22 protein-coding genes are annotated in these 26423 nt (G+C 62.6%); 12 read left to right on the forward strand and 10 right to left on the reverse strand.

The window, feature by feature from the left end:
- Positions 1 to 6: 6 nt before the first annotated feature.
- The 4 genes from R3E82_17455 to trpE all read left to right on the forward strand — a co-directional run bounded on the left by R3E82_17455 (position 7) and on the right by trpE (position 4071).
- Positions 7 to 852 carry a DnaJ domain-containing protein gene (locus tag R3E82_17455; GenBank protein MEZ5552671.1) on the forward strand — a complete coding sequence of 282 codons (846 nt, stop codon included), beginning with the start codon at positions 7 to 9 and terminating at the stop codon, positions 850 to 852.
- A 207-nt stretch (positions 853 to 1059) separates the two neighbouring features.
- Entirely contained in the window at positions 1060 to 1725 is a 666-nt protein-coding gene (gene rpe, locus R3E82_17460; protein ID MEZ5552672.1) for a ribulose-phosphate 3-epimerase, read from the forward strand.
- On the forward strand, positions 1722 to 2396 hold the full coding sequence (gene gph / locus R3E82_17465) for a phosphoglycolate phosphatase (GenBank protein MEZ5552673.1): 675 nt from the start codon (positions 1722 to 1724) through the stop codon (positions 2394 to 2396). The genes rpe and gph overlap by 4 nt, the downstream gene beginning before the upstream one ends.
- Before the next feature lie 190 nt (positions 2397 to 2586).
- On the forward strand, positions 2587 to 4071 hold the full coding sequence (trpE, locus tag R3E82_17470; GenBank protein ID MEZ5552674.1) for an anthranilate synthase component I: 1485 nt from the start codon (positions 2587 to 2589) through the stop codon (positions 4069 to 4071).
- Here the strand turns inward: trpE and R3E82_17475 are convergent.
- Positions 4055 to 6586, reverse strand: a complete 2532-nt coding sequence (locus R3E82_17475; protein MEZ5552675.1) for an MMPL family transporter — start codon at positions 6584 to 6586, stop codon at positions 4055 to 4057. The genes trpE and R3E82_17475 overlap by 17 nt on opposite strands.
- A gap of 61 nt (positions 6587 to 6647) precedes the next feature.
- Between R3E82_17475 and R3E82_17480 the strand changes: the two genes are divergently transcribed.
- Positions 6648 to 7202 (forward strand): CinA family protein, encoded by a 555-nt coding sequence (locus R3E82_17480; protein MEZ5552676.1) that lies wholly within the window; start codon positions 6648 to 6650, stop codon positions 7200 to 7202.
- Between the two features lie 512 nt (positions 7203 to 7714).
- On the opposite strand, the gene R3E82_17485 is transcribed toward R3E82_17480, so the two are convergent.
- Together R3E82_17485 and R3E82_17490 are read right to left on the reverse strand one after the other, a co-directional pair.
- Positions 7715 to 8200 (reverse strand): Hsp20/alpha crystallin family protein, encoded by a 486-nt coding sequence (locus tag R3E82_17485; GenBank protein MEZ5552677.1) that lies wholly within the window; start codon positions 8198 to 8200, stop codon positions 7715 to 7717.
- 9 nt (positions 8201 to 8209) lie between these two features.
- Positions 8210 to 8632 carry an Hsp20/alpha crystallin family protein gene (locus R3E82_17490; protein MEZ5552678.1) on the reverse strand — a complete coding sequence of 141 codons (423 nt, stop codon included), beginning with the start codon at positions 8630 to 8632 and terminating at the stop codon, positions 8210 to 8212.
- Positions 8633 to 8810: 178 nt separating this feature from the next.
- Between R3E82_17490 and R3E82_17495 the strand changes: the two genes are divergently transcribed.
- The 4 genes from R3E82_17495 (at position 8811) to R3E82_17510 (ending at position 12743) form a co-directional block, all read left to right on the forward strand.
- On the forward strand, positions 8811 to 9650 hold the full coding sequence (locus R3E82_17495; protein ID MEZ5552679.1) for a c-type cytochrome: 840 nt from the start codon (positions 8811 to 8813) through the stop codon (positions 9648 to 9650).
- Between the two features lie 216 nt (positions 9651 to 9866).
- Positions 9867 to 11264 (forward strand): PQQ-binding-like beta-propeller repeat protein, encoded by a 1398-nt coding sequence (locus R3E82_17500; GenBank protein ID MEZ5552680.1) that lies wholly within the window; start codon positions 9867 to 9869, stop codon positions 11262 to 11264.
- A 74-nt stretch (positions 11265 to 11338) separates the two neighbouring features.
- On the forward strand, positions 11339 to 12040 hold the full coding sequence (locus R3E82_17505) for a class I SAM-dependent methyltransferase (protein ID MEZ5552681.1): 702 nt from the start codon (positions 11339 to 11341) through the stop codon (positions 12038 to 12040).
- Positions 12021 to 12743 carry a lipopolysaccharide kinase InaA family protein gene (locus R3E82_17510; protein ID MEZ5552682.1) on the forward strand — a complete coding sequence of 241 codons (723 nt, stop codon included), beginning with the start codon at positions 12021 to 12023 and terminating at the stop codon, positions 12741 to 12743. The genes R3E82_17505 and R3E82_17510 overlap by 20 nt, the downstream gene beginning before the upstream one ends.
- On the opposite strand, the gene R3E82_17515 is transcribed toward R3E82_17510, so the two are convergent.
- The 5 genes from R3E82_17515 to R3E82_17535 all read right to left on the reverse strand — a co-directional run bounded on the left by R3E82_17515 (position 12724) and on the right by R3E82_17535 (position 19380).
- Positions 12724 to 13524, reverse strand: coding sequence for a hypothetical protein (locus tag R3E82_17515; GenBank protein ID MEZ5552683.1), 801 nt, complete (start codon positions 13522 to 13524; stop codon positions 12724 to 12726). The two genes, R3E82_17510 and R3E82_17515, sit on opposite strands and share 20 nt — an antisense overlap.
- 88 nt (positions 13525 to 13612) lie before the next feature.
- Complete coding sequence (locus R3E82_17520) at positions 13613 to 16099, reverse strand: tetratricopeptide repeat protein (protein MEZ5552684.1); 2487 nt, start codon at positions 16097 to 16099, stop codon at positions 13613 to 13615.
- Complete coding sequence (locus R3E82_17525; protein ID MEZ5552685.1) at positions 16093 to 16896, reverse strand: hypothetical protein; 804 nt, start codon at positions 16894 to 16896, stop codon at positions 16093 to 16095. Before R3E82_17525 ends, R3E82_17520 begins: the two co-directional genes overlap by 7 nt.
- A 29-nt stretch (positions 16897 to 16925) precedes the next feature.
- Positions 16926 to 18452, reverse strand: coding sequence for a hypothetical protein (locus tag R3E82_17530; protein ID MEZ5552686.1), 1527 nt, complete (start codon positions 18450 to 18452; stop codon positions 16926 to 16928).
- Positions 18453 to 18498: 46 nt separating this feature from the next.
- The gene (locus tag R3E82_17535; protein MEZ5552687.1) at positions 18499 to 19380 is read right to left on the reverse strand and encodes a hypothetical protein; all 882 of its coding nucleotides are present in this window, start codon (positions 19378 to 19380) and stop codon (positions 18499 to 18501) included.
- Positions 19381 to 19494: 114 nt separating this feature from the next.
- Here R3E82_17535 and R3E82_17540 point away from each other — a divergent pair, with 114 nt between their 5' ends.
- Positions 19495 to 20829 carry an NAD(P)-binding domain-containing protein gene (locus R3E82_17540; protein MEZ5552688.1) on the forward strand — a complete coding sequence of 445 codons (1335 nt, stop codon included), beginning with the start codon at positions 19495 to 19497 and terminating at the stop codon, positions 20827 to 20829.
- Positions 20816 to 22735 carry an ankyrin repeat domain-containing protein gene (locus R3E82_17545; GenBank protein ID MEZ5552689.1) on the forward strand — a complete coding sequence of 640 codons (1920 nt, stop codon included), beginning with the start codon at positions 20816 to 20818 and terminating at the stop codon, positions 22733 to 22735. Before R3E82_17540 ends, R3E82_17545 begins: the two co-directional genes overlap by 14 nt.
- A 15-nt stretch (positions 22736 to 22750) precedes the next feature.
- On the opposite strand, the gene R3E82_17550 is transcribed toward R3E82_17545, so the two are convergent.
- Together R3E82_17550 and R3E82_17555 are read right to left on the reverse strand one after the other, a co-directional pair.
- Positions 22751 to 24151 (reverse strand): amidase, encoded by a 1401-nt coding sequence (locus R3E82_17550; GenBank protein MEZ5552690.1) that lies wholly within the window; start codon positions 24149 to 24151, stop codon positions 22751 to 22753.
- Between the two features lie 4 nt (positions 24152 to 24155).
- Positions 24156 to 25568 (reverse strand): peptide MFS transporter, encoded by a 1413-nt coding sequence (locus tag R3E82_17555; GenBank protein MEZ5552691.1) that lies wholly within the window; start codon positions 25566 to 25568, stop codon positions 24156 to 24158.
- A gap of 256 nt (positions 25569 to 25824) precedes the next feature.
- Here R3E82_17555 and R3E82_17560 point away from each other — a divergent pair, with 256 nt between their 5' ends.
- On the forward strand, positions 25825 to 26403 hold the full coding sequence (locus R3E82_17560; GenBank protein ID MEZ5552692.1) for an aminodeoxychorismate/anthranilate synthase component II: 579 nt from the start codon (positions 25825 to 25827) through the stop codon (positions 26401 to 26403).
- Positions 26404 to 26423: the final 20 nt, after the last annotated feature.

Genomic DNA, 26423 nt, shown 5'->3' on the forward strand with positions numbered 1-26423 from the left:
CCGGACATGGTTTCCGTTCCCCTGCTCCACAATCACTGGTTCGGCAAGGCTGTTGGAGGTCTGGCCGGCCTGCTGCTGAGCCCCCTCGGGTGGGCGCCCACCCTGGCAGGATTCACGATCGGCCTGGTCTGCGGGGCTGTGTTCGATCGCTGGGCATCCCGCTATGTCGACGCCATCGATTTCCTGCAGCGGCCACTGTTCGGATCCCGTTTCCGACCGGATCCGACACGGCCATCCCTGAAGTTCACCTTCGCAGGCATGGGCCGCATCGCCAGGGCCAGCGGCCAGGTGCAGCCTGCCCACATCGCCTATGCGGAACATCTGATGCAGCGGCTCCAGTTCGGCGCCGCCGATCGGCGCCTGGCCATAGACGCTTTCACCGAAGGCAAGGCACCCGACTACCCGTTCGGCCCCCTCGCTGAACGCTGTCTCGCCCAGTTGCAGAAGGCGCCCGTGCTGCTCGACATGATCCTCGAAAGCCTCTGCCGGACCACCCTGATCGAAGACAACCCACAGGCCCGCAATACCCTCTATGCCCTCACCGAGCAGCTCGGCCTGTCCCGGGAAACCACCGGCAGCGCCTGCAGCCGCTGCCAGGAACTGCTCAACAGCCCGGACGCCGTTCTCAGCCGCGCCCACGAAACCCTCGGCACCAGCCCCGAGCTTTCCGATAAAGCCATCAGGACCGCGTACCGCCGCCAGATCGCCCGGCACCACCCCGACCGCCTCCCCGCCGACGCGCCGAGCGACCAGAAACTCGCAGCAGACCGACGCATGTCGGATCTTCGCGAAGCCCTCGACCTCATCCTCGATGCCCGCACCGGCCAGCCGTCCGTCAGCCGGTCAGATTGAAGATGTTCAGTGGTCGGGAGGCCTGGGGGCATGCGAGACCTCGCTCCGGCGCTCCGCGCTGCCCGCCTCAACCGACCAGCCCCGAAGCGGGTCTGTTCGGCGTCGTCGGCGTCGCTACACCGTCACGCATGCCCCCAGGCCTCCCGTCCTCTCAAGATCTATCCTGGCGGCTGACGGACGGCTGCCCGGTGCGTAGAATCGCCGCCCATGGAAAACTGGATAGCGCCTTCGATCCTGTCTGCGGATTTCTCACGCCTGGGTGAGGAGATTCGTGATGTCCTCGCGGCGGGGGCGGACATCATTCATTTCGATGTGATGGACAATCACTATGTGCCGAACCTGACCATCGGGCCCCTGGTGCTGGAATCGCTGCGCAGGGCGGGCATCGACGCGGTGATGGACGTGCATCTGATGGTCAAGCCGGTGGACCGGCTGATCGGGGATTTTCTGAGTGCGGGTGCCGACATCATCAGCGTGCATCCGGAAAGCACCGAGCATCTGCACCGTACGCTCAGCGTCATCCGCGAAGGTGGCTGCAGGCCGGGGCTGGTTTTCAATCCGGCGACACCTGTCGATGTGCTCGTGGAAGTCATCGATCTGGTGGATCTGGTGCTCATCATGTCGGTGAATCCGGGTTTCGGCGGACAGACATTCATCGCCAGCAGTCTCGAGAAGCTCGCCCGGGCCAGGGAGCTGATCGACGCCAGCGGCCGGGACATCCGTCTGGAAATCGATGGGGGCATCAAAATCGACAACATCGCGGACGCCGCCGCTGCGGGTGCAGACACCTTCGTTGCCGGCTCGGCAATATTCGGCAGCGGCGATTACAAGGCGACCATCGGCGCCATGCGCCAGCGCCTGGCATCGGTTTGAACCCCTACCCCGGCTACTTCTTCGATCTGGATGGCACCCTGGTCGATACCGCGCCCGACATCGGTGCTGCGCTTAACTACACCCTCTTGAGACACGGCTACGCGGAAGTGGATGAAGCACTGACCCGTCACTGGATCGGTCACGGCGCCCGTGTGCTGATCGAACATGCCCTCAAGGCGCAAGCTCTGCGCAGGGGCAAAGCAGCAGGGCTCAAGATTCCTGCAAAAGAAATCGAGCCGCTGCTCGCGGTCTTTCTCGACTACTATCGCACCCACCTCACGGAACGCGGCGCACCCTATCCGGGGGTGGTCGAAGCACTGCGCGCCATGCGCTCGAGAGGCGCCCGACTTGCAGTGATCACCAACAAGCTCGCCGGACTCTCGGTGCCGCTGCTGACCGAGCTCGGCCTCGATGGTTTTTTTCAGACCATCATCGGCGGCGACACCGCCGCCCGTCCGAAGCCGGCCGCGGACCCCGCACTGCTCGCCTGCGAGCGTCTCGATCTGCAACCGGCGCAGGCGCTCTTTGTCGGAGACTCGGCCACGGACGTCAACTGCGCCCGGGCGGCGGGCTGCCCGGTCGTGGTGGTGCGCGATGGCTACAGTCACGGTACGCCGGCGGCCGAACTGGGCGCGGACGCCGTCATTGAATCGTTTCTGGACCTCGTTTAGTCTCCCCGCTTTCCGCCATTTCGAATCGGCCCCCTGCACCATGACCACTGCTGACAACGGATCAACCGAGAGCAGCCTCCAGACCCGCTGGCGACGCTGAACACACGCGGCAAGTTCGGCACGCACCCGTACCGAGCTGTCACCACCGCAGAAGTACCCTTGTCATCACCTACTCTCCTGAGAGCCGCTCATGGACGCAAAACAATTCAGTGAACTTGCCGCGCAGGGTTTCAACCGCATCCCCATTTCGATACGGGTCCTCGCAGACCTGGACACACCCCTTTCCACCTATCTGAAGCTGGCCCGGGGACCCTACTCATACCTGCTCGAATCCGCTCACGGTGGCGAGAAGTGGGGGCGCTACTCGATCATCGGTCTGCCCTGCCGGACCGTGCTGAAAGTCGTGGGCGAACAGATTACGGTCAGTACCGACGGTGAGGTACTGGAGGCGGTCAGCGATCCGGACCCCTTGAGTTTCATCGAAGCCTTCCAGGCCCGCTTCAGGGTTCCCGATCTGCCGGAGCTGCCGCGTTTCTTCGGCGGTCTGGTCGGATATTTCGGCTACGACACGGTCCGCTACGTCGAGCCGCGGCTTAAGGGCAGCGCCCCACCGGACCCCCTCGGGACTCCGGACATTCTGCTCATGCTCTCTGAGGAAGTGGTCGTCTTCGACAACCTCAAAGGTCACATGCAGCTGATCCGGCTGGTCGATCCCGGTGATCCCGATATCTTTCAACGGACGCTGGAGCATCTGCAGGAACGAGCACGCAGCCTGTTGCGCGTGGTACCCGAAATCCCCACCACGCCGACCAACCAGCCGGTCGAGGAAAGCGATTTCGTTTCCGAATTCGGCGAGAGTGCCTTCCGCGAGGCGGTAGAGAAGATACGCGACTACACCCGGGCGGGAGACGTGATGCAGGTGGTGCTCGCGCAGCGCATGTCGCTGCCATTCGCATCCGAACCCATCAATCTCTATCGGGCGCTGCGCAGTCTCAATCCTTCTCCCTACATGTATTTCATGGATCTCGACGATTTCCAGATCGTCAGTTCCTCTCCGGAGATACTGGCCCGGGTCGAAGACGGCGTGATCACCAATCGACCCCTGGCAGGCACCCGCCGCAGGGGCCGCACGCCCGAAGAAGATCTCGCTCTGGAGAAGGAGCTGCTCGCAGATCCCAAGGAACTCGCCGAACACCTGATGCTCATCGATCTTGGTCGCAACGATGTCGGCAGAGTGGCTGCAACCGGCTCGGTCGAGGTCACCGAAAAATTCGTAATCGAACGCTACTCACACGTCATGCATATCTCCAGCAACGTGGTAGGCAGGCTCGAACCGGGCCGCACCGCCATGGACGTGCTGCGCGCCACCCTGCCGGTCGGGACGCTGTCCGGTGCACCGAAGATCCGTGCCATGGAAATCATCGACGAGCTGGAGCCGGTAAAACGGGGCATCTACGGTGGTGCAGTGGGTTACCTGGCCTGGAACGGCAATATGGACACGGCAATCGCCATCCGTACGGCGGTGATCAAGGACGGCACCCTCTACATCGAAGCCGGTGGTGGCATCGTCGCAGATTCCCAGTCACGGCTCGAATGGAAAGAGAGCATGAACAAGGGGCGCGCCATTTTCACCGCCGCCGCCCTTGCGGAACGCAGCTTCAGGGATCTGGAGTAGGCCGCGCCTGCTCCCGTGCCTGATGCACGTGCAGGGGCCGGGGTCCGGCCAGGCACAGTACCAGCAGCGCCGGCAGCAGGGTGAGGTTCGCCAGCAGCGCCAGCACCATGGCCAGCGCGACCAGCAAACCAAAAGTAACCGTGGGGACAAAATTCGAGAAAGCCAGCACCGAGAATCCGATCACGATGGTCAGACTCGTGAAATACATGGCACGTCCGATGGTCGCGTGACTCCAGGCCACCGCTTCACGGGCATCCCCCGTCCGCGCGAATTCCTCCTTGAAGCGGTGCAGGTAGTGAATGGCATCGTCCACACCGATGCCCACGGATACCGCAGCGATAGTGATCGTCATCATGTCCAGAGGAATCTGCGCATAGCCCATGAACGCCAGCACAGTCGCCGCTGCGAGCAGATTCGGTACCAGGCCGAGCAGCGCATACAGCGGAGAACGCAGCAGAATGAGAAACATCAGGAAGGTGGCGCCAACCACATAGATCAGTGTATTGACCTGCGAATCGAAGAGCTGGGTGAGCATGCTGTTGAAGAGCACCATCATACCGGTGATCTGAATCTGCTCCGCTGCAAGATCCAGGACCTGCTCTGCGTGGGCCCTTATGTCAGCGACGAGTTTCGCCCGGTCGAATGCCGGCCCGCTCTCTACTACCCGGGCAGAAAGCCGCATTCTGCCACTGGCAGGATCCGCATAAGGTTCGATGAGTTCGGCCCGCAGCTCGTCGGGCAGTTCACCCAGCACGGCGGCGATCTCAAAGGCAGACAGAGGTTCTCCACCGGTGAACTCGAGCGCCAGTGATTCGAGTGTCGCAAGAGACAGGACCTTGCCGACCTCGGGCCGCGTCTGCAGGAAGGTCTGAAGTCCCGCAACGCGATCGAGTTTGTCTCTCGTGTACCAGTAACGCTGCGGATAGGCGTCTTCCTCCCCGGAATCGAAGTCGTCGAAGTCGTCCATTTCGCCGTCTGTCAGAGCGTCTTCATCATAAGGGTCGAATGCCACCACCACTTCGAAAGGCACCGTTCCACCCAGGCGGTCATCGATAAAGCGCATGCCCGCATTGATCTCGGTGTTCTCATCGAAGTAATCGATGAAGCGGTTGTCCAGCGTCACCTGACTCAATCCGAGTACGCCCACAGCCAGCAGGCCGAGTGCTGCGAAGAGAATCGCGCCGGGTCGCCAGCGGGCGTTGAAGGAGAGAACCCGGGTGAAGGCCAGTTCCTCGTTAAGCTTCGCGCCTGGTGGCCGGCCCGGGATCAGCAGCAGGGCTGCCGGAAAAAAGGTGAAAGTCACCAGAAAACCGATAAAGATGCCCAGACACATCATCCAGCCGAAATCCTCCACCGGAACTATGCTGCTGGCCATCAGCGATCCGAAGGCCGCCATGGTGGTCAGTGTGTTGTAGACACAGGGCGCGAATTTACTGCGCATGGTTTCCACTGCGAGACCGCCAGGGGCAGCGTCCGGATCATCCCCCTCTTCAGCATCGCGCTGCAGTAGTTCCCGATAGCGAACGATCAGATGGATGTTGAGCGAGATCGTGATGATCGCGAGCAGGGAAATGAAGTTACTCGAAATCACCGTCACCGGCCGACCGGCGAAACCGAGGATCCCGACGGTATAAGCAATCGTGATCATGCTGCCGGCGACCGGCAGCAGTACCCAGCGCCAGTTGCGGAAAAAGCCGTAAAGAGAGCCGACCAGCAGCACGAATACCAGACCGCCAAAGGTGAACAGATCGTTCTTCACGAACGCGATCATGTCCGCGGCGATCATAGGCACGCCCCCGAGGTGCAGCACGCCCCTGTCGGTGAACTCATCCCGAATCCCGCGCACGGAGGCAATGAGCCGGTCTCTCTCCTCCAGGTACCGGGCTCTGGCCTCGCGACGCTGCTGCTCAACCTCTGCCAGCCGACCGCCTGCCGGGTGCACTCTGCCGGCCTGCAGAGCCTCCTGCTCAGCTTCCAGCGCGGCCAGCCTGCGGTCCTGATCGAGACTGATGCGCAGCGCGCTCGAGCGCCCATCCGTCGTGATCAGCAGCTCCCGGAACAATGGACTGGCTGTCAGTTCTGCCGCGGCCAGATCCAGATCCACATCGGCAGAGCGCAGTGTCCGGAAGCCTGCCGCCAGCTCCGTCAGCGGCACGGGTGGACTTTTCAGCAGTGGCGCATCGAGGATGGAAAATACATCGCGCACCCCCGGCACCGCCGCGAGGCGGGCGGCCAGCATATCCAGCGTAGCCAGATTGTCCGGGTCGAAAATATCGCCCTCATGGGGGGTGAAAGTCAGGAGGAGAAAATCATCGCCACCGAAAGTGGCGCTCACTTCCAGATAGGTGGCAAGGTCGGGATCCCCCTCAACGACCAGGGTGTCGGAGGACGCATCGAAGCTGAAGCCACTGCCATAAAAGACCGCGACCGTGAGCAGTCCGGCCATAACTGCGAGCAACGAGCGGGGATAGTCGAGCAGCCGGACATAAGCGGCGACGATCTGTTCCTGGAGCATGAGAGACGTACACTGGTGATTGAGGCTATTGTTGGCAGCCGCCCGGAATTTCGCAATCTTTATGACGGATCAGCCAAACGCAACGACGTCGGCCCTCCCCGCGCAGGAGCGCGCAGTCGCCACGCTGGCGGCAGAAGTCGCTGCGCGACTGCGGGACAGAAACTGGCGACTCATTGCCGCCGAATCCTGCACCGGTGGTCTGCTGGCGGCGGCGTTGACCGCGTTGCCCGGTTCTTCGAACTGGTTCGAAGGCAGCTTCGTCACCTACCGCCTCTCGGCCAAGGAGCAGATGCTGGGCGTATCGACGCAGATGCTGCAGCGCCATGGTGCGGTCAGTGAGCCGGTTGCCCGGGCCATGGCGGAGGGCGCCCTGCACAACAGCAGCGCGGACATCAGTGTCTCCATCACCGGCATTGCCGGACCGGAAGGCGGCGACGTTCGCCTGCCGGTCGGCACCGTCTGGTTCGGCTGGGGCCTGCGGCTACCCGAGATTCAATGCGCCCAGACCGCCACCCACCGTCTGCCGGGTGATCGCCAGCAGATCAGGCTGGCGGCGGTGGCGGTTGCGCTGCGTGGCATTCTTGAACTGACCTCGCCCGCTCAGGGTGCCCGCTAGAGTCCAGGCTTCCTGAATTGAGGACCTGGAGGGGCGGTGTTGTACATGCGGGGGTGGATCGGGGTATGGCGGACCTCGCTCCGGCGCTCCGCGCTGCCCGCATGAGGCGAGGACTTGGAGGGAGGAGGATCCACATGCGGGGGTGGATCGAGGTATGACGGACCTCGCTCCGGCGCTCCGTGCTGCCCGCCTCAACCGGCTTGCCCCGAGGCGGGTCAATCCGGCGTCGTTGGCGTCGCTACACGGTCCGTCATACCTCGATCCACCCCCGCATCTGCAGCGCGCTTCCAAGTCCGCCTCAAGAAGTGTGGTCTTGTGTTTCGAGCCGTCCGCAGTCCGTCAGGTGGTTGTGAAGTAGCAATACACTGCATGCGTGCGCTCCGGCCATAGGAGTCACCAGCCGAGAGGGTCATCTTCCGACAACACCAAGAGAGATGCCGGGAGAGGAACGGTCACGAACACCGGCAGGCGGTTGCACGAGTCCGCAACCGCGCTTCGGTGACGGATGCAGATCAACTTCCCGACAGCACCTTGATCTTCCGCGCCCGTGGCAGCGACGCCCGGGGTACCTTCACCTTCAGCACACCCCGTTTGTAGGTGGCCTGTGCACCCTCCCCGGCCACCTCGCCAGGCAGCGGAATGACCCGCCGGAATTCTCCGAAAGCCCGCTCGGTGATCCGCAGGGATCCTTCCTTGCGCTCAGCTTCGTAGCGTTTCGAACCACTCACCATGAGCTGGCCGTCCGCTACGGTGACATCGATGTCTTCCTTGTCCAGGCCGGGGACTTCGAGTTCCACCAGCACATGATCGGCGTGTTCCGAGACATCAACTGCCAGCACGCCCCAGCGCAGGTCCCGGCGGTCAACTTCCTGCCGGTTCTCCCGCGCCGGAGAGAAGTAGGTCAGCGCATTTGCTGCTCGACCGCTGATGGCCCGCCATCCCTCTGCCAGCCAGCGCCATGTCTGACCGGCGTCTTCCTTGAGACGATCGAAGTTCATAATGCCTCCTCAGCTTACGGGTACCTTGCGCACCGACGATGCGGAGCCCTTGGGTACTTCGATGTTCAGCACACCGTCCCTGACCTCGGCTTTCAGATTTTCCGCCTGGGCTGTGGTGGGTACTCTGAACTGCCGGACAAAGCTGCCCTGACGCCGTTCGGTGCGGACATAACCCTTGTCTTCGGTGCGCTTTTCTTCATTGCGCGAGCCCCGGATGCTGAGCACACCGTCGTGCAGTTCCACATCCAGATCTTCCGGCTTGAGACCGGGCACATCCATGAGGAAGCGGTAGGCGCTGTCGGTTTCCTTGATATCCACGGCAGGCAGCCACTCGCTGCGGCCGGTTGCCGGGAAAAGGGGCTCCCGTTCAAACAGATCACCAAAGCGGCTGAAGATATCGAAGGGGTCGTTGCGGCGAATGAGATCGTTCATTTTCGCGTTTCTCCTGATTAAACGGATCAACCTGGTTTACTTGTTACCGTGCGGATTCACTCCGCGCTTGAACCCTTTATTGGGCGCGGCGACAATTTTTCAACTGCCGCCGACTAGGTAGTTTCCACGCTCACTATCACGTATGTTCTCCCTCCTCGGGGACAGGGAATTCACATCCATGCGGTTGATCGGCACAGGGTTCTGTCTGGCCACCGGTCTGTTACTGGCCGGTGTCCCGACGCTGGCAGACCAGACCGGCAACGCGAATCCGGAAATCCCTGCATCACCTCTTGCCACGCTCACCGCAGCAGACCTGGCCGATGGCAGGCGCTTGTTCACCGTCCACTGCGCGCGCTGCCATGGCATGCTCGGAGATGGCGGTGAAGGTCCCAGCCTGAAACGGCCGCGTCTGACCCACGCAGCGGACGACCAGGCCCTGTTCGATGTGATCAACGAAGGGATCCGGGGTACCGGAATGCCGGGTACCTTCGGTCCCAATGACGAGGAACTGTGGCGCATCGCCGGCCATGTCAGATCGCTGGGCCAGCTTCCGGCGGAAGTCATGCCCGGCGATCCCGAGCGGGGCGGCGACCTCTACAACCAGCGCGGTGCCTGCGCGACCTGCCACATCCTCGACGGCCGGGGCCGCGGTGTCGGCCCGGAGCTCTCCGATGTCGGCCTGCGACGCAACGTGGAGTATCTGCGGCGTTCACTGACTGATCCTGACGCGGACTCTCCCATGCTCTCGGGCTGGCAGACCGGCAGGATCAATGCGTTTCTCACCGTCAGAGTCGTCGCCGCCGATGGCGAGTTTGAAGGCCTGCGGGTGAATGAAGACGAATTCTCGATTCAGCTGCGCGACCTGTCCGGCAATATCCGCTCCTTCGATAAACGCGAACTGCTGAACTTCGAAAAAGCTTTCGGCCACAGCCTCATGCCCGGCTACGAGGCGAACTTCACCGCAAGCGAAATCGACGACCTGGTTTCTTACCTCATGACGCTCACCGGAGAATCCTGATGCCCCGGACCGGCCTGCGCTTTCCTGCTGCTGCACTACTGGCGCTTACACTGCTGTCCACGCCCGTCAGTGCGCGCGCACCTTATGAGCGACTGCTCGCTGATGAAAACAATGGTGCGGACTGGCTGTCCTACTCCGGCGGGTACCGGTCCGAACGTTTCTCACCCCTCACCGAGATCAACCCGGCGAGCGTGCAGAGACTCAAGGGCCTATCAGATGCAGCCGACGGACATCGAAGGCGCCGGACTGCAGGAGACCACACCCCTGGTGGTGGACGGCATCATGTACCTCACCGAATCACCGAGCAGTGTGAGTGCGCTGGATGCCCGCACCGGCCGTCTGCTCTGGCACTGGTCCCCGGAACTTGCCGAAGACGTGCTGCACATCGGCTTCCCCAAGGTGAACCGCGGGGTTGCCATCCTCGATGACACCCTCTATGTGGGCACCCTGGATGCCCGTCTGTTTGCCCTGGATGCGGGTACCGGCGCCGTGCGCTGGGAGACCCGGGTCGCGGACAATGCGGTGGGCTTTTCCCTCACGCTTGCGCCGCTGGCCCTGGACGGCCTCATCATCGTCGGTATGAGCGGGGCCGAGGCCGGCGTGCGGGCGCACATAGACGCATACGATGCGAAGACCGGTACCCGGGTCTGGCGCACCTATACCGTGCCGGCACCCGGCGAGCCCGGCAGCGAGACCTGGGGCGGCGACAGCTGGCAGACGGGTGGAGGCTCGACCTGGCTGACCGGCTCCTTCGATCCGGAGCTGAATCTGCTTTACTGGACCACCGGAAATCCGGCACCGGACTGGAACGGCGATCTGCGACCGGGCGACAACCTCTATACCTGCTCACTGCTGGCACTCGATCCCGCCACCGGCGCCATCCGCTGGCATTTTCAGTACACGCCCCACGACGTGCACGACTGGGACGCCAATCAGATTCCCATTCTGATCGATGCGGAATTCGCCGGTACCCCGCGCAAACTCGTGGCCCTGGCCAATCGCAACGCCTTCTACTACCTCCTCGATCGGAGCACCGGCGAGTATCTGCTGAGCAAGGCTTACTCGAAGCAGACCTGGGCGGCCGGCATCGATGGCACCGGGCGTCCCATCGTGCTGCCCGACACTGCCCCGACAGAAGAAGGCAATCTGGTGTGGCCGAGTCTGCAGGGTGCCACCAACTGGTTCTCACCTTCCTACAATCCCGACACCGGACAGTTCTTCGTCGCCAACCGTCGCATGGGCGCCGTTTACTTCAAGGCGGATGCGGAATACGAACCGGGTACGCCGTTCATGGGCGGCGGCGAGCAGTCCCTGTCCGGCGACGATGCCTCTGGTGCGGTCCTGGCCCTGGATGCACTGAGCGGCGAGCAGCAGTGGGAATTTCCCCTGCAGTCACCGCCCTGGTCGGGGGTGATGGCTACCGCAGGGGGTCTGGTATTTGGTGCCAGCAACGAAGGCAACTTCTTCGCACTGGATGCCCGCAGCGGCCTGGCCCTGTGGAACTTCAATACCGGCGCCCACATCCGCACCAATCCGATGGGTTTCGCCATAGACGGACATCAGCGGGTGGCGATCACCGGTGGTCGGACCCTGTTCGTGTTCGGTCTGGAGTGAATCTGATCAGCCGCCTGCGATTGATTTCCGGATAGCCAGTGTCTCACCAGTACTCTGCTACCTGGATTCTGGCAATGAGCGAACTGGAATACCTGCCGGCAAGCGTGGATGTTTATACGCCAACCCGCGCTGCCCGCTATGACACGGATCATCACCGTTCCCTGCGCGCCCGGCTGACCAGTCGACGCGAACAGGGGAACCTGTTGAAAGCCCTGCAGTTTGCAGGCCTGCAGCTCGCGGCTCCACTGGACAGCGCCCTCGACCTGCCCTGTGGTACCGGGCGCTTCTGGAAGCCCATTCAGGCTGCTGGAATCGGGAAACTCATCGCCGGCGACATCAGTACCGGCATGCTGGGTGTCGCGGCGGAAAATCGGCGCTCTGCAGACCTGCCGGCCCAGCTGCTCAAACTTTCCGCCTTCGCTATCGCACTGCCGGACGACAGCGTCGATGTCGCGATCTGCATGCGCTTCTATCATCACCTCTCCCGGGCAGAGGACCGCCTGCGGCTTCTGGCCGAACTCAAACGCGTCGCGCGGCGCTACATCGCGATCTCATTATGGGTGGATGGCAACTTCCGCAGCTGGAAGGCGGGCGATCGCTTTGCCGCCACGGATGAAGCCGGTTACGGCAAGCGTATCTGCAGGCCCCGTGCAGAAGTCGAAGCGGAATTCAGCCAGGCCGGGCTGAAAATCCGCCGCCATTACGATGTCTGGCCGCACCTCGACATGTGGCGCCTCTACCTGCTTGAATTGCCGGATGCCCCATCCTCGTCCTGAGTTGCACAACCCGGAGAACGCTCTGGACTCCGGACACCCGTCACAGGATCTCCTCAGACTCTTCACCGATCCGAAGGCCCGTCAGCCGTCGGCGGCCGCACGACTGGTCAAGCCGGTGCAGCATCGGGGGGCCGGTGCCAGCTGCGTTTATCTCGACCAACGCGGGCACTGGGATGGCGGCAGCGGCAATGTCTACGTGAAACGCCAGCGGAACTACACCTGCCGCCCGCTGTGGCGCGCCTTTCTGCCCACCCCTACTCTGGCCCGTGAACACCGTGCCCTGCAGGCCATGCAGCGGATCGGAGTCACTGCACCGGAGGTCGTCAGCTACCGACAGGAAGGTCTGGCGGCGGAACTGGTCATCGCTGAGATTGCAGGCGGTCTCCCGCTCGATAAAGCGCTCGCGCTGCCGGACTGTGATCGGAAGGGAATACTCGCCGGTGTCGCCCGTCTCATTCGCCGGTTACATGATGCGGGCTGGGCCCATGGCGCCCTGAACTGCGAACACATTTTCGTGGTGCCCGGGGACGATTTTTCTGCGGCACTGATCGATTTCGAGAAGGCCCGGCGCAGTCGCCGGCTGATCGACGCCGACCTGGCACGGATCTGGCGCCGCAATCCGGCACTTACCTCAGAAGACCGCGGTCTGTTCGAAGCGGCCTACCGGGCTGGCGGGAACCGCCTCAGTCCGAACCCGCAATAGTCAGTGTCACCATCTCCGGAATCGCTGCGGCATCGACCGCGACAGTAGGGCTCTCCAGATCGGCAGCAGAGCGGACGGCATCACCCGTGCGGCTGATCCTGGCAAGCAGAGTGAAGGCGTCGACCGTGGACAGGCGATGACTGAACATCATCGCATCCGCATCACTGAGTTCGATCTCTGCAGGCAGATCAGCCAGGGTCAGTTTCTTCACCGCCAGAGGCATGGGATTGGTGCGGCTGCGGGCGAGGACGAAGACCGTCGAATCTGCCGGAAACTCCTCTGTCTGCTCAGCCGTAATCCGCACCCGCACGGAAACCGGCTCGCCCTGCGCCTGCCGGGTAATATCGGCCGCACCGGCGGTTGCGCGGAGCGCCCGGTCCTGTGTACCCGTGCCCGGGGGCGACTGGACATCGACCCCTTCCTGCAGCCGCAGCACAACGGTTTCGGGCGGATGTCCCACACTCGAAAGCCACTGACTCACTTCCACGTCTCCGGCAGTCCGCTCGACCCTTCCGGAAAAGGACAGCCGGGCCACCAGTTCAACGCCGGACAGGGGCTCAGAAACCGGCAGCGACACCCGTTTCGGCAGCTCGGCGGCAGCGAAGTATTGCAGCGCCAGGGGCATTCGTTCACCCGCCTTGCGCAGGAAGACATAGACTTTCGAATCCGCACCCACAGCGGCCGCATCCCCCGGATAGCTGATATCCACGATCACGCCGTACGGCGCCTGTGCCCCGGACTGACCTGGAGAAGCGAAAGCGTCGCCTGCAACGGACGGCATCCCGGCAGGCCCCGTACTACCCGTGGTGGTCGTTCCGTCATCACAGCCTGCCGATCCCCAGACCAGCAGGCACAGAACCGTGAATCTTCTAAAAGTTCGCACGATAACCTGCCCTCACAAACAATCCGGTGATATCAAGATCTCTGCTCGCCATTTCTCTTGTTGTCCACTGATAGCCCATTTCGAATTCGAAACGCACGCGCGGGTTATAGCGGAAATCCAACCGCAGGGAGGGTTTTACCGTCCACTGGGTATCCCCCGAGGTATCGAACGTTCTGTAGTCCAGGCGCACGCGCGGGTACAACAACCAGCTGTCAGCCAGGGTAAAGCGATTGTCCCAGTACAGGGATGATGTTCCCCCGGCATCGGAGTCCGCCTGACGGAACATCAGTGCCGCATAGCTGGCGGGTCCGAAGAGTTCGTTGCGGCGAATCTGCAGCGAGGAATAAATGGTGTTGTAGGACTCAAGCCCGATGATGTCCGCGGAAGTTTCCGTGCTCGAATAATCGCTCGCGACCAGATCCGCGGTCACCATCCAGTTCTCGAACAGGGGCAGGCTGACACCCAGGCGCAGGGTGTCGCTGGTGGCAGTCCGGTCCTCGGCAATTTCTTCCAGCTGGGTTTCGAGCAGGGCCGTCTCGAGCTCGCTGAGGCCATCATAGGCCTGGCCGATCATCGCGTTTCTCGTGGTGAGATACGGACTCCTGCGGTGTTCGTAGGAGGCCGTCAACCGGGATTCCCGGAAGCGGAAATTCCCCCTGAGGGTGATGTTGTTCAACGCCGCATAGTGCAGGTCGTAGTCCAGCAGGGAGAACAGCATCATCCGATCAGAACGCAGGTAGGACTGTACGCCCACTGCCTCCCTGTCCAGCACTCCGTCGACTTCCTGGCGGATATAAAACGGCGCTACCGAGATCCTTCCGGAGCTGGAAATCCATTCTCCACCGAGACCAAAGAAAGGCCGGTCTGCATCGGGTGATTCGAAAGCGTTGTCCACAAGTAAGCCCCCGGTGAAATCGAGCGAAAGATTTCCCAGGGGTCTGAAGGTCAGTGCCGCGCCATCGAAACGACCCAGCACCCCCGCTTTGGGTCGCGTCTGGCGGCCGACTTTGATGCCGCTGCGCAGGCGTTCGGAGTATCCATCCCAGTACAGCGAGCTGACCTGGAACTCCCTGCCCTGCGGATATTCCTCATCGCTGAAATCCAGCAGGTAACTCAGGGTCACCCGGATTTCCTGATCGAGATCAGTGCCATTACGCATGGCCAGCAGCGATGCATCGCTGAAGATTCCATCGATCGGCACCCTGCTGTCGTCATCGATTTCCAGACTCTGACGCTGGTAGAACTGCGACAGATAGCTGGCTGTCCGCCAGCGGCCTGGTTCCCTTCGTGTTGTCTGGCGTCGCTGGGACCTGTTCGGATTCAGCAGCGCGAGCAGCGCTGCCAGACGCTGGCGTACCCGCGGCGCACCCTCGCTTTCCGGGTACTGGGTGAGATAGGACTGGTAGAGCTGCTGCGCAAGCGGGAGTTCACGATTGAGTTCCCGGGACACCCCAAGCATTTCGAGCGCGCTGGCTCTGCGCTCTCCCTCGGTCATCTCGAGCAGGCGGCTGTAGAGTTCAATGGCACGCGCGTATTCACCACTTTCGAAGGCGGATCTCGCCTCGGCAAACAGCTTCTGGATCTCCGAGAGTTCGGGCGGCGCCACGGGCGGACGGCTTTCCCAGCGTGTGGTCACTTCCGCGGGCGGCGGTTCCTCACCAATGGTGCTGGGGGTGACGGGCTGAACCGTCGCCTTGACCTCCGCCACCGCTGTGGAGGGTTGGGTGACGGCCCCGGTGAATCTCGAAACCTGACCCGCAGGATTGAGCTTGAAGGATGCAGCGAAGCGCACTTCCTCTGCTGCCACCTGCTCAATCCAGGCCTCGGGAAAATAGGGGCGCAGATCCAGAGCGACCCGTTGCGCCAAGCGACGATCCGGAAAAAAACCGAGCCGCAGCCGATGCCAGAGCACATCGTCTTTTACGAATCGGGTCACATAAATCGTGTGGCTGGCGGCAAACGCCTTTGGGATATCCAGCACATCGGGCACCGACTCAACCCGGCTTTCGAGATTGATTGCATAGGCGTCGTCGGTTTTCGGTTTGCCGAATCTTTCCGGGTCCCTGAAGGCATTTCGTGGGGCAACCTTCAGCAATACCTGTCGGTCATCAAACTGGGGCAGCAGCTGCGCCGTTATACCTTCCGAGAATTCAACAACCAGTTCGAAGCCCTTCCGACCCTCGCCCTCGAGCGCGACCCGGGTAAGTAATCGATCGGGTTCTGAAAAACTCATTTCCGCTGCAGACCAGCCGTCCGATCCGGATCTGTCCACAGCCTGCAGAGAGATGAGGAGCCGATTGTCTGCAACGGTTGTGAAAGCAGCGATTTCCATGGCGCGCCCGAGCCGGATTTCGATCTGCGCGACACCGCTGTCACTCGCATACAGCACATCGCTGAGCAGCGTCTCCGCCGCAGCCAGAGGCAGGGCAGACAACAGTGTCGCCAGCAGCAGAAGGCATCTCAGGACTACCATCCGCGATCACCCCGGCTCGCAGGCGTGGCATCCGCCAGGCCGGTATCCGCAGCAGACCCGGAATCCCGAAACAGGGCCCCGAACGCCGGCTCCCAGCCGCTGGTGCTGTGGCACTCATCACACTGTTCACTGCTTGGAATGTGGTCCCCATCCTTTCCGGTCGCCCTCTGGCCATCGTGACAGCCCACACAGGCGCCGATCACCTGGGCGTGATCCATGGTGTACACGGGCTCCCAGAAGTTGACCGCATGACAATCCTCACAGATGTCCGTGGTCGGCAGGTGACCGGGGGATTTTCCGGTCGCGTCCGTACCGTTGTGGCAACCCGAACAGCCTGACGAGATGCCATCGTGATCGAAGATCACCGCCGTCCAGGTCACATCCGTGTGGCAGGCATCACACTCCTGGCTGGTCTGAATATGTCCGGGGGGGGTGCCTTCCGCCAGATTCCCATCGTGGCAGCTCGAACAGCGCCCCAGCACTTCGACATGGTCGACAAAGCTGATGGCGACCCAGCTGGCAGTGACATGGCAGGCTTCGCAGTTCGCCGTGGTCGTGGGATGAGTCACCGAACGCGCCGACTGTGCATAAACGCTGGTGCCGTCGTGGCAGGTGCCGCACTCTCTGGGCGTGCCGCGAAACACCCCCTGAACATGACAGGATTCACAGGGTACTTCACGGTGCATGCCGTCCAGATCGAAGCCCGTCAGGTAGTGATCGAATTCTGCAGCCGCTGCATCCTCCCAGCCCGCTGCGAGCATCAGCACCAGCACCCCCATACAGCCGAGTTCTTTCATGTGTGGTTCCTCATCTCAGCTCGCACGGATCAGTTCACCAGAACCGGATCGGTGAAGGATTCGTTGCTGTGGCAGTCATTGCACTGGGGTCCAAACCGGCCTCTATGCACATCGTCGCCGCGATGACACGCTATGCAGGTACTTGCCTGCTTCACCGCGGGTCGGCCGGGCTGGTGGCAGCCCTCGCAGGCCAGATCCCGGTGTGCGCCCTCGAGCGCAAAATCGGTCTGCTGATCGTGATCGAACTGCCAGCTGTCCCAGCCGACAGGATTGTGGCAATCGGCGCAGGCCGCACCGAGCCCGCCACCGTGAATGTCGTCGTCCGCATGGCAATCGCTGCAGGCGTCGGTCAGCGGCGCGAATACCAGGCTCTCATGACACTGCTCACAGCTGGTGGTGCGATGCATCCCTACCAGCGCGAAGCCGACGAGATCGTGCTGGAATCGGGGTACCAGAGTCCACTCGGACGGTTCGTGACAGTCCCCGCAGCTGCTGAGGGACTCGCCATGCGGGTTGGCAGACCCATGACAGCCTTCGCAGGTCCTGGGCAATTCATCGGTCCGGCTGCCCCGGTGACAGTCACTGCACACCAGAGACTCATGCACACCCAGCAGGGCATAGTCGGTTTCAGCCTCATGATCGAAGCGCACTTCCCAGCTTTTCTGATCGTGACAATCGGCACACAGGGAACCATTGCGGCCAAGATGCGCGTCGTCCCCTGAATGGCAGCCCTGGCAGTCCGTGGGGAGGCCTGCGTAATCGGTTTCCGACACATGGCAGTTCCGGCAGACCAGTTCGCTGTGTGCACCGACCAGGGCGAAGCCGGTTTCCGCCTCATGATCGAAGCGGGCGTCCCAGGTGTTCGTACCGTGGCAGTCTCCGCAGCCGTCCCCCCGGGCACCTCCGTGTGCATCATCCAGTCTGTGACAATCGATGCACTCCATCGGGAGCGCGTCGAAGCGCACATCGGTATGGCAGGACAGGCAGGCCAGGGGCTGATGCTTTCCGTCCAGCGGAAAATCCGTGGTGTCGTGGTCGAACTGAGCTGACTGCCAGCGTTGCGGATCGTGGCAGTCACCACAGGCCTCTCCCAGGCTCCCGGCATGGGCATCCTCTTCGAGGTGACAGCCCTCACAGGCGCCCGGTGCTTCGGCAAATCGCGCGCCGGTCTCATGACAGGCGCTGCACGTCTGCTGGACGTGTGCACCCTCCAGCGGGAAATCAGTGATCTCATGTTCAAACAGGTCCGGCTGCAGTCCCACCACATCCGCCGCACGGCCTTTGTGTTCGGTATGACAGTCCCGGCACTGAGTCTCCCCGACCCGCGGATCCCGGCCGTGCAGGCCTTCACCGGCCTCGAGATCCCCGGCAATCTCCTCATGGCACTCAAGGCACAGACGCCTCTGCGCTGTACGATCAAAAACGTCGTGACAGTTACTGCAGGCTGCTTCGAGCTCGGCGTGATCCTCGATGACAGGCCCCGGCATCACCAGAGTCTCGATACTTGCCGCCACCACGACCGTCGGCATGAGTCCCGCGGCCAGTGCGAACAACACCGCGCTGCGGAACATCCTGTGGCGGCAACTCATCCTGTCGCGGTAACTAATAGGCATGCACGGCAAACACGTGGACGATGGCGGCCACCACCATCACGAGAAAAAGGGGAAAGTGGACGATGTGCCAGAGGCTGAAAAGCCTTTCACAGCCGCTGATCTGGGCATATCTGCGATAAGTCGTCAGCCGCCTCGAAAGATAGTCCTCAGCAGCCTTGAGCAGTCGTTCCCTGTGTTGCGCGAGCACGGCGGATTCCGCCGCCCTGGCATCGACTTCCCGCTGCAGTGCGCGCTTCAGCGACCACTTCAACCGCACCGCAAGCAATGGCGTGCAGAGCGCGTCCAGCACAGAGGGCAGCATCCGGGAGGAGCGTTCCAGCACCCGTCTCTCATAGGGTTTCAGCCGTTCATCCACCAGTGCGACGATGGAGAACATCCGACTCGTCGGCGCAGGCTCGATCTCCACCTCGGCCTGCAGCGACATCAGGGTGGCGCGCTGGCCGTACATGCCATAGTGGATCTTGCCGTACAGATAGCGCCCGATTATGCCGCTGGCTGCGACGATCAGCGTGGCGAACAGCGCTATCCGGCCATTGAGCGAGCCGAGCACGAAGTTACTGTGAAAAAGAATGAGCAGCGGACCGACCACGCCGAAGATCATGTGTGTCCGGAACCAGGCCTTTACCGAGCCGAGCCCGGCCAGCCAGCGGATGCGTTTCCGCAGCGGATAGATCAGCAGCAACAGCATCAGCGATCCGCCAATGATGCCGAGCCAGTAGCCCAGACCGTCCTGAGCACGGATGAGATTCTGTTCCCGCACGGACCACAGCAGCGCGATTGAAATTCCCACAAGCGCGTATCCCACCACTGTGGCGAGTTTCATTATGCCGCCCGAGTATCGGGCAACCGCAGGATTAACGGTGGTGTTCATGTAACTAAGCCCTGGTCGTCACCAGTTTTGTGTCCTAGGACACTGTTCTCAGTATAGTGTCCAGAATCCGCGCAGACTGAGAAGTGGGAGTCACTTCCAGTGGAGATTCAATCGGTGAGCGCGCTCGCCAGCTATTTTCCATACATCACCTATGGCCTGCCGCTGCTGGCGCTGTTCGCCTGGAGCGTGCGGCGCCGTGCACGTCTCGAGGGTGTCAGCAGACACACCTTCGAAGAGGCCGTGGAAGCAGGGCTCACCCAGCCCGTGTCGCTGCATCCGATCATCGATACAGCCAAATGCATCGGCTGCGAGTCCTGTGTCCACGCCTGTCCGGAATTCCCCGCCCATCAGGTGCTGGGGATCATACGCAGCAAAGCGGCGCTGGTGTCGCCGACCGACTGTATCGGTCACGGCGCCTGTCAGAAGGTCTGCCCGGTCGGCGCCATCTCCCTCGTTTTCGGAACCTCGGAGCGGGGTGTCGACATCCCCGCGGTCAACGCCGACTTCTCGACCAATATCCCGGGCATCTTCATTGCCGGGGAGTTAGGCGGAATGGGACTCATTCGCAATGCGATCGAGCAGGGCAGGCAGGCAATGGAGTCGATCAGTACCCACATACGCGCCCAGCGCAGGAAGGCGGACAACACCCTCGACGTCGTCATCGTGGGAGCAGGTCCCGCCGGTATCGCGGCCACGCTCGGCGCCATGGAAACGGGCCTGACGCACCTGACCATCGAACAGAACAAGCTCGGCGGTACCGTCGCCAACTTCCCCAGGGGCAAGATCGTCATGACAGCGCCCGCTCAGTTGCCCAGAATCGGCAAGGTTTCATTCCGGGAAACCACCAAAGAGGCCCTCATCGAATTCTGGAACAAGGTTCAGAGAGATACCGGCATGAAGGTTCGCTATGGAGAGCGGCTGTCAGGCATCAGCCAGACACCGGCGGGAAGCTTCGAGGTCACAACCAGTGCAGGCTCCTATGTCACCAGCGCAGTCCTGCTGGCCATCGGACGTCGGGGTACACCCCGCAAGCTGGGTGTGGCCGGGGAAGAACTCGCCAAGGTTACCTACTCGCTGGTTGACCCGGCACAGTACCGCAACCAGGCGGTGCTGGTGGTGGGGGGTGGCGACAGTGCAATCGAGGCAGCCTGTGCCATCGCCGAAGAGCCGGGTACCGAGGTCACCCTCTCCTATAGATCCGCTGCCTTTTCCCGTGCGAAGAAGAAAAACCGCGACAGGATCGAGCGCATGAGCACCGCGGGTAAGGTGAATCTGCTGCTGGAGTCCAATGCGACCGCAATTTCCGCCGCTGCCGTCACCATCGAACAGCGCGGTCAGTCAATCGAGGTCCGCAATGAAGCAGTGATCGTCTGCGCAGGAGGCATTCTGCCGGACGGTATGCTCAGGGACATCGGCATTCAGATCGAGACAAAATATGGTACTGCCTGAATCGCTCAGGAACGTCCCGGCGCTGCTGGTCACCCTCATCGCCTTTTGCGCCGCCGGCCCGTCGGCTGCCGAACTGCCTGCGGAAGTGCGTCTCGCGCTGGCAGGCAGAGACTATTCAACCGCCATCGACTGGCTGAGCGCCCATACACAGGAGCCTGACGCCGCTTTCGAACTCGGCAAACTTTACCGCCTCGGACAGGGCGTGGACAAAGATCCGGACCGCGCCGCGGTGCTTTTCGAATCTGCCGCACGCGCAGGCAACAGCGATGCCCAGTACATGCTCGGTAAGCATCATGAGCGCTGCGGCAACATCGAAGACGCACGCTACTGGATGCGGGGCGCCGCCGATCTGGATCACAGTCGTGCCCGGGCCTGGCTGGAGCAGAACGCCGCTGTTCCTGCAGCTGATTCCAACCGGGAGCTCGATCTGTTCAGCGCGCTGCGCGCCAGCGCCGCGCCACCGGCTACCCTCCCGGCCGGACATTTGGGTCGCCGCGATCAGTTCGGCAGGACCGCGCTCATGGAAGCGGTGGAAGCTGATGCACAACCCTGGGTCGAAGCTCTGATCGCCGCAGGTGCCGGGCTCAATGACCAGGATCCGCTCGGCAACACGCCGCTGCATTTCGCCGTCGGCCAGGGAAATCGATCCGCGGTCGATCTGCTCCTGGCCGCTGGTGCCGATCCCGACGTTGCCGCACAGGATGGGTCGACACCCCTGCACCTCGCTGTGGCAGCGGGTGATTCCGGTCTGGTGCAGGTCCTGCTGGCCCATGCAGCCAGCACTGCCCTTCGCAACAACGCAGGCTGGTCTCCGGCATCCCTGGCGGCGCGCAGTGACGACGGCGAGATCCGTGCGGCCTTTGGTGTATCCCAGCCGACCGGCAACCGGCGCCTCAGTCGACTGGCCGAGACGGGACAATCTCAGGAAGCGTTTTCAGATTCCGCCCGCCGAGGAGACTGGGAACTCCTGGCCCAGCTGCTGGATCGCGGGGCGGACATCAACGCGACAGATGCCAGCGGTTATACCGCCCTTGCCCATGCGGTGCGTCACGGCCAGGCTGACACAGTGCAACGGCTGCTCCGCCGGGGCGCGGCCATCGGCACAGGGCTGCCCGACGGGCAGTCACTGCTGCATATCGCAGCCGCCGCCAGCCAGCCCGAGGCTCTGACTGTAATACTCACGGCAGATTCCCAGGTCGATGCACAGAACAGCAGCGCTCAAAGCCCACTCATGGTAGCGGTTGTGTCCGGCTGTCAGCGCTGTGCGGACCTGCTGCTTGCCGCAGGCGCACAGGGCGATGTCCAGGATCTCAAGGGACAGACGGCGCTCATCGTGGCGCTCAGATATGGCGCTGCCACGACAGCGCTGGATCTGGTCGAACGCGCACGGCATCTCGATCGACGGGATCAGTTCGGGAGAAACGCACTGTGGTGGGCGGCAAAGACCGGACAGACCGATGCGGTCGAGGCGCTGCTCGCACGCGGCCTCTCCCTCGTGGTGGACGAGGAGGGTGTGAGTCCTCTGCACCTGGCAGCAGAAGGAGATTACGCGGATATCGCGACCCTGCTGATCCCGCACAGCGACCTGAACGCCCAGTCGGCTTCAGGCAACACACCCCTGCTGCGTGCGGCCCAGAACAGATCGGCCTCGGTAACCGAAGTGCTGATCAAAGCAGGTGCGCAGGTTGGAATTCGCAACAATGTCGGGGACACGGCCCTGATTGCCGCTGTCCGCGCCGGGGACGTCCGCTGTGCGGAACTGCTGCTGCAGGCTGGTGCCAGTCCGAATATCCGCAATCAGCGTTTCGAAAGCGCACTGTCTCTCATCAAACAACGCGATGACCCCGAGTGGCGGGCATTGCTGAAACTGGCTGATTCGGGATTGCTCAGTCTGCTCAAGGGTTGAAGACCCTGTGCACAGTCAGGGCACCGCTGTTCCGGAATCCCTGTCTGTGCGGCGCCCCGAAGCCAGGGCCGCCTGCACCGCAGCAGCCACCGCCAGCAGGGACCGATCAGACCCGCCGGTCCCGGCCAGGGTCAGACCGACCGGCGCGGTACCCGGTTCCTGTATGGGGATCGAGATCGCGCAGCCATCGAGAAAGTTGAACACGCTGGGATTGCGCAGCAGCAGCAGATTCAGTCGCACATAGTCTTCGTCTGCGGTGAATGCATCGAGGGGTGGCGCAACAATGGGCAGCGTCGGCGAAAGCAGGGCATCAAAACCCTGCATCGCCCGCTCGAATCCGTCGATCATGGACTTCCGCTGTGCGAGCAGCTGAATGTAATCGGCGGCTGATTGTGACGCACCCCTGGCAATGCGCCCGCCGACCCGGGGGTCATAGACTTCCGGGTGTGCGCCGATCTGTGTGCGGTGATGGGCAAATGCTTCGGCGGCGGCGATGCCGCCTGCCGAATTGAGCTCCGGAAGTCGCGCCAGTTCCGGCAGTTCAATCGACACGAGATGCACTCCGGCACTCTGCAGACGCCCCAGAGCGCGTTCGTAAGCCTGTGCCACCTGGGGGTCCAGATCGGCGGTCACATAGTTGTCGAGCACGGCGAGGCGCAGACCGGTGAGATGCCGGAATGCGGCAGGCTGGCCGGTTCCACCCGCGAGCAGGTCATCGAGGATCGCGCAGCACTGCACACTGGCGGCCAGGGGTCCAACCGAGTCGAGGCTCGGGGCTAAGGGATAGACGCCCTCCCGCGGCACCCTGGACGCTGTCGGTTTGAAGCCGCTGATGCCACACAGCGCCGCGGGAATCCTGCAGGATCCTCCGGTATCCGTACCGATGGCGGCAGCCGCCATGCCATCGGTGACCGATACCGCCGCGCCTGAGGAAGAACCGCCCGGTATTCGACCGGTGGCCCGATCGAAGGGGTTGCGGGGGGTGTCGTAATGCGGGTTGATGCCCACACCGGAGAAGGCGAATTCCGTCATGTTGGTGCGGCCGATCAGCACCAGACCCGCGCGCCGCAGGCGGGCCACTGCCGGACAGTCCGCCGCTGCAGGTGCTGCTTGCGCAAGCAGTTTCGAACCGGCCCGGGTGATCTGCCCGCGGACATCGAAGAGGTCCTTCACAGAAATCGGAATCCCGCAGAAAGCGGAAGGCGGGGCACCCCTGCGACGCAGTTCGTCCATGGCCTCCGCCTGCTGCAGTGCTCCAGCCGCATCCAGTTGAAGGAATACCCGTGCACCCTCCCCATCCACATCCGTCGCCCGGGCCAGGCAGGCTGCCACCAGCTCGCGGGAGGTGATCGCCCCACCGGCAAGGGCCGCACTCAACTGGCGCAGGGTCTGCAGTGTTGTCCGTTCCGCAACCATGATCTCAATGCACCCCATGCATCCAGCGTTTCAACCAGGGAGACAGCAGCGCAATACCGCAACCCACACCAATCGGCACGACGGCCAGGAGCAGGTAGAAACCGCCCAGGCCTTCCACCACGAAGGTCCATTCGCCGCTCTCCAGACGCAGCGAGTAGCGCGCCACCAGGCCCGCCAGCAGATTGGAGACTGAAAAGGAAAAATACCAGAGCCCCATCAGCAGTGACTGCAGATGCGCGGGCGCCAGCCGGGTTACCATGGAAAGACCAACCGGCGACAGACACAGTTCACCCCAGGTGTAGACCACATAGGTGATCAGCAGCCAGTGCGCGCCTGCCAGTTCCCCGGAGCGCGCCTGCAAGGCGCCGAACACCATGGCAAAAAAGCTCAATCCCAGCAGCCACAGGCCGATGGCGAATTTCACTGGCGTGGCGGGATCCCGCCCGCGCCTCGCCAGCCAGGGCCACAGCAGCGCAAAAGCCGGCGCGAATAGAATCACCGCCGCCGGATTGACCGCCTGGTACCAGGTGGCGGGAAAAGGCCCGCTGAGCCAGCCCCAGAGCGTGCGATCGGTGTGGTGGGCGGCAAATACATTCAACGAGCTGCCCGCCTGCTCGAATGCGGTCCAGAACGCAATGTTGCCGACAAAGGCCAGCACCAGGATCACAGCGATCCGCTGCCACTCGATTCTGCTCAAGCTCCGGCCCACCTTCCGGACTGCCTGCCGGTCTGGAACCTGTACGCGCGCGTTCTCCGGGACGCGGCCGATCTCACCCAGATAGCGGGGTCGCAACCGGACATAACCCAGCAGACCGGCGAGCATACCCAGCGCTGCCGCACCAAATCCCCAGTGCCAGCCGACGGTTTCGCCGAGTGTGCCCGCGACCAGGGGTGCCAGTACCGCACCGAGGTTGATGCCCAGGTAATAGATGGTGAAGCCCGAGTCTCTGCGCGGATCATCCTGGGTGTACAGCTGACCCACCATCACCGCTGCACAGGGCTTGAAGAAGCCGGTGCCGATGACGATGAGCGCCAGCCCGGTGAGAAAACAGATTAGCGCACCGGGTGCCGATGCCAGCACTACGGCGCCATCCACAGCGCCCGCAAACAGCTCTGTCCCCGCCAGCAGCAGATGGCCGGCGGCGATGAGACAACCGCCGATCATCAGGGACCTGTGGGTGCCCAGGAGCCGATCGGCAAGCCAGCCGCCGAAGATGGGAGTGAGGTAAACGGCCCAGGTATAGACCGCGTAGAGCAGGTAGGCGGATTCCTGGCTCCAGCCGAAGCCGGGATTGAGCGCATCGGGTGTGTTTGACGCGATCAGATAGAGCACCAGCAGGGCGCGCATACCGTAGTAGCTGAAGCGCTCCCACATCTCGGTGATGAAAAGCACCCAGATACCCGCCGGCTGCCCCATGCTGCAGATCCACTCCCCTGACACCAGGGGGCGAGCATAGCAGCAGCCTGCTGCACGCCGGTTACCGGTGGCCGCGGATTTCCGGTTGCCCGACTTCACCCGGCGCGGTTAGCATTGGCCCATGTCATCCCGCACGCATCTTCTGTTCCGTAGCAGTCCGGCTTCTGCCCGTCGCTGGTGGGCGCCCGCCCGCTAATCTTCGCACCCGCAGTTTTCCATTCCCCCTTTTCTCTACCCGGTGGCGAGGACTTAAGCCATGCTGCTCATGATCGATAACTATGACTCCTTCACCTACAACGTGGTGCAGTACCTGGGCGAGCTCGGCGCCGAAGTGGTCGTACACCGCAACGACGAGATCACCCTCGAAGAAATCAACGCCCTGGCCCCGACCCGGATCGTCATCTCTCCCGGACCCTGTACGCCGAACGAAGCCGGCATCTCCATGGCGGTGGTGCGACGCTTCGGTCCACGCATCCCCCTGCTCGGCATCTGTCTCGGCCATCAGAGCATCGGTCAGGTCTTCGGTGGCAAAGTTGTGCGGGCACGGGATGTCATGCACGGCAAGACGTCGATGATTCACCACTCGGATACCGGCGTATTCAGCCGGCTGCCGAATCCCTTCGAAGCCACCCGCTATCATTCGCTGATCGTGGCTGCAGATTCGCTGCCCGACTGCCTGGAGGTCACTGCCTGGACGGAAACAGACGGGGAGCGTGACGAGATCATGGGGTTCCGACATCGCGACTATCCAATCCAGGGGGTACAGTTTCACCCGGAATCCATATTCACCCGGGCAGGTCATGACCTGCTGCGGAACTTCCTGCAGTCTGCCTGAGCGCACCTAAGGAGCATCGG

This window comes from Pseudomonadales bacterium (genome assembly GCA_041395945.1).
Lineage (GTDB): Bacteria > Pseudomonadota > Gammaproteobacteria > Pseudomonadales > Azotimanducaceae > SZUA-309.

What these genes read in the sequence shown, in the direction of transcription:
- R3E82_17455 (MEZ5552671.1), top strand. Translation starts at nt 7, where the DNA reads ATGGTTTCCGTTCCCCTGCTCCACAATCACTGGTTCGGCAAGGCTGTT.
- rpe (MEZ5552672.1), top strand. Translation starts at nt 1,060, where the DNA reads ATGGAAAACTGGATAGCGCCTTCGATCCTGTCTGCGGATTTCTCACGC.
- trpE (MEZ5552674.1), top strand. Translation starts at nt 2,587, where the DNA reads ATGGACGCAAAACAATTCAGTGAACTTGCCGCGCAGGGTTTCAACCGC.
- R3E82_17475 (MEZ5552675.1), bottom strand. Translation starts at nt 6,586, where the DNA reads ATGCTCCAGGAACAGATCGTCGCCGCTTATGTCCGGCTGCTCGACTAT.
- R3E82_17480 (MEZ5552676.1), top strand. Translation starts at nt 6,648, where the DNA reads ATGACGGATCAGCCAAACGCAACGACGTCGGCCCTCCCCGCGCAGGAG.
- R3E82_17485 (MEZ5552677.1), bottom strand. Translation starts at nt 8,200, where the DNA reads ATGAACTTCGATCGTCTCAAGGAAGACGCCGGTCAGACATGGCGCTGG.
- R3E82_17490 (MEZ5552678.1), bottom strand. Translation starts at nt 8,632, where the DNA reads ATGAACGATCTCATTCGCCGCAACGACCCCTTCGATATCTTCAGCCGC.
- R3E82_17495 (MEZ5552679.1), top strand. Translation starts at nt 8,811, where the DNA reads ATGCGGTTGATCGGCACAGGGTTCTGTCTGGCCACCGGTCTGTTACTG.
- R3E82_17500 (MEZ5552680.1), top strand. Translation starts at nt 9,867, where the DNA reads ATGCAGCCGACGGACATCGAAGGCGCCGGACTGCAGGAGACCACACCC.
- R3E82_17505 (MEZ5552681.1), top strand. Translation starts at nt 11,339, where the DNA reads ATGAGCGAACTGGAATACCTGCCGGCAAGCGTGGATGTTTATACGCCA.
- R3E82_17510 (MEZ5552682.1), top strand. Translation starts at nt 12,021, where the DNA reads ATGCCCCATCCTCGTCCTGAGTTGCACAACCCGGAGAACGCTCTGGAC.
- R3E82_17515 (MEZ5552683.1), bottom strand. Translation starts at nt 13,524, where the DNA reads ATGCCGTCCGTTGCAGGCGACGCTTTCGCTTCTCCAGGTCAGTCCGGG.
- R3E82_17520 (MEZ5552684.1), bottom strand. Translation starts at nt 16,099, where the DNA reads ATGGTAGTCCTGAGATGCCTTCTGCTGCTGGCGACACTGTTGTCTGCC.
- R3E82_17525 (MEZ5552685.1), bottom strand. Translation starts at nt 16,896, where the DNA reads ATGAAAGAACTCGGCTGTATGGGGGTGCTGGTGCTGATGCTCGCAGCG.
- R3E82_17535 (MEZ5552687.1), bottom strand. Translation starts at nt 19,380, where the DNA reads ATGAACACCACCGTTAATCCTGCGGTTGCCCGATACTCGGGCGGCATA.
- R3E82_17545 (MEZ5552689.1), top strand. Translation starts at nt 20,816, where the DNA reads ATGGTACTGCCTGAATCGCTCAGGAACGTCCCGGCGCTGCTGGTCACC.
- R3E82_17550 (MEZ5552690.1), bottom strand. Translation starts at nt 24,151, where the DNA reads ATGGTTGCGGAACGGACAACACTGCAGACCCTGCGCCAGTTGAGTGCG.
- R3E82_17555 (MEZ5552691.1), bottom strand. Translation starts at nt 25,568, where the DNA reads ATGGGGCAGCCGGCGGGTATCTGGGTGCTTTTCATCACCGAGATGTGG.
- R3E82_17560 (MEZ5552692.1), top strand. Translation starts at nt 25,825, where the DNA reads ATGCTGCTCATGATCGATAACTATGACTCCTTCACCTACAACGTGGTG.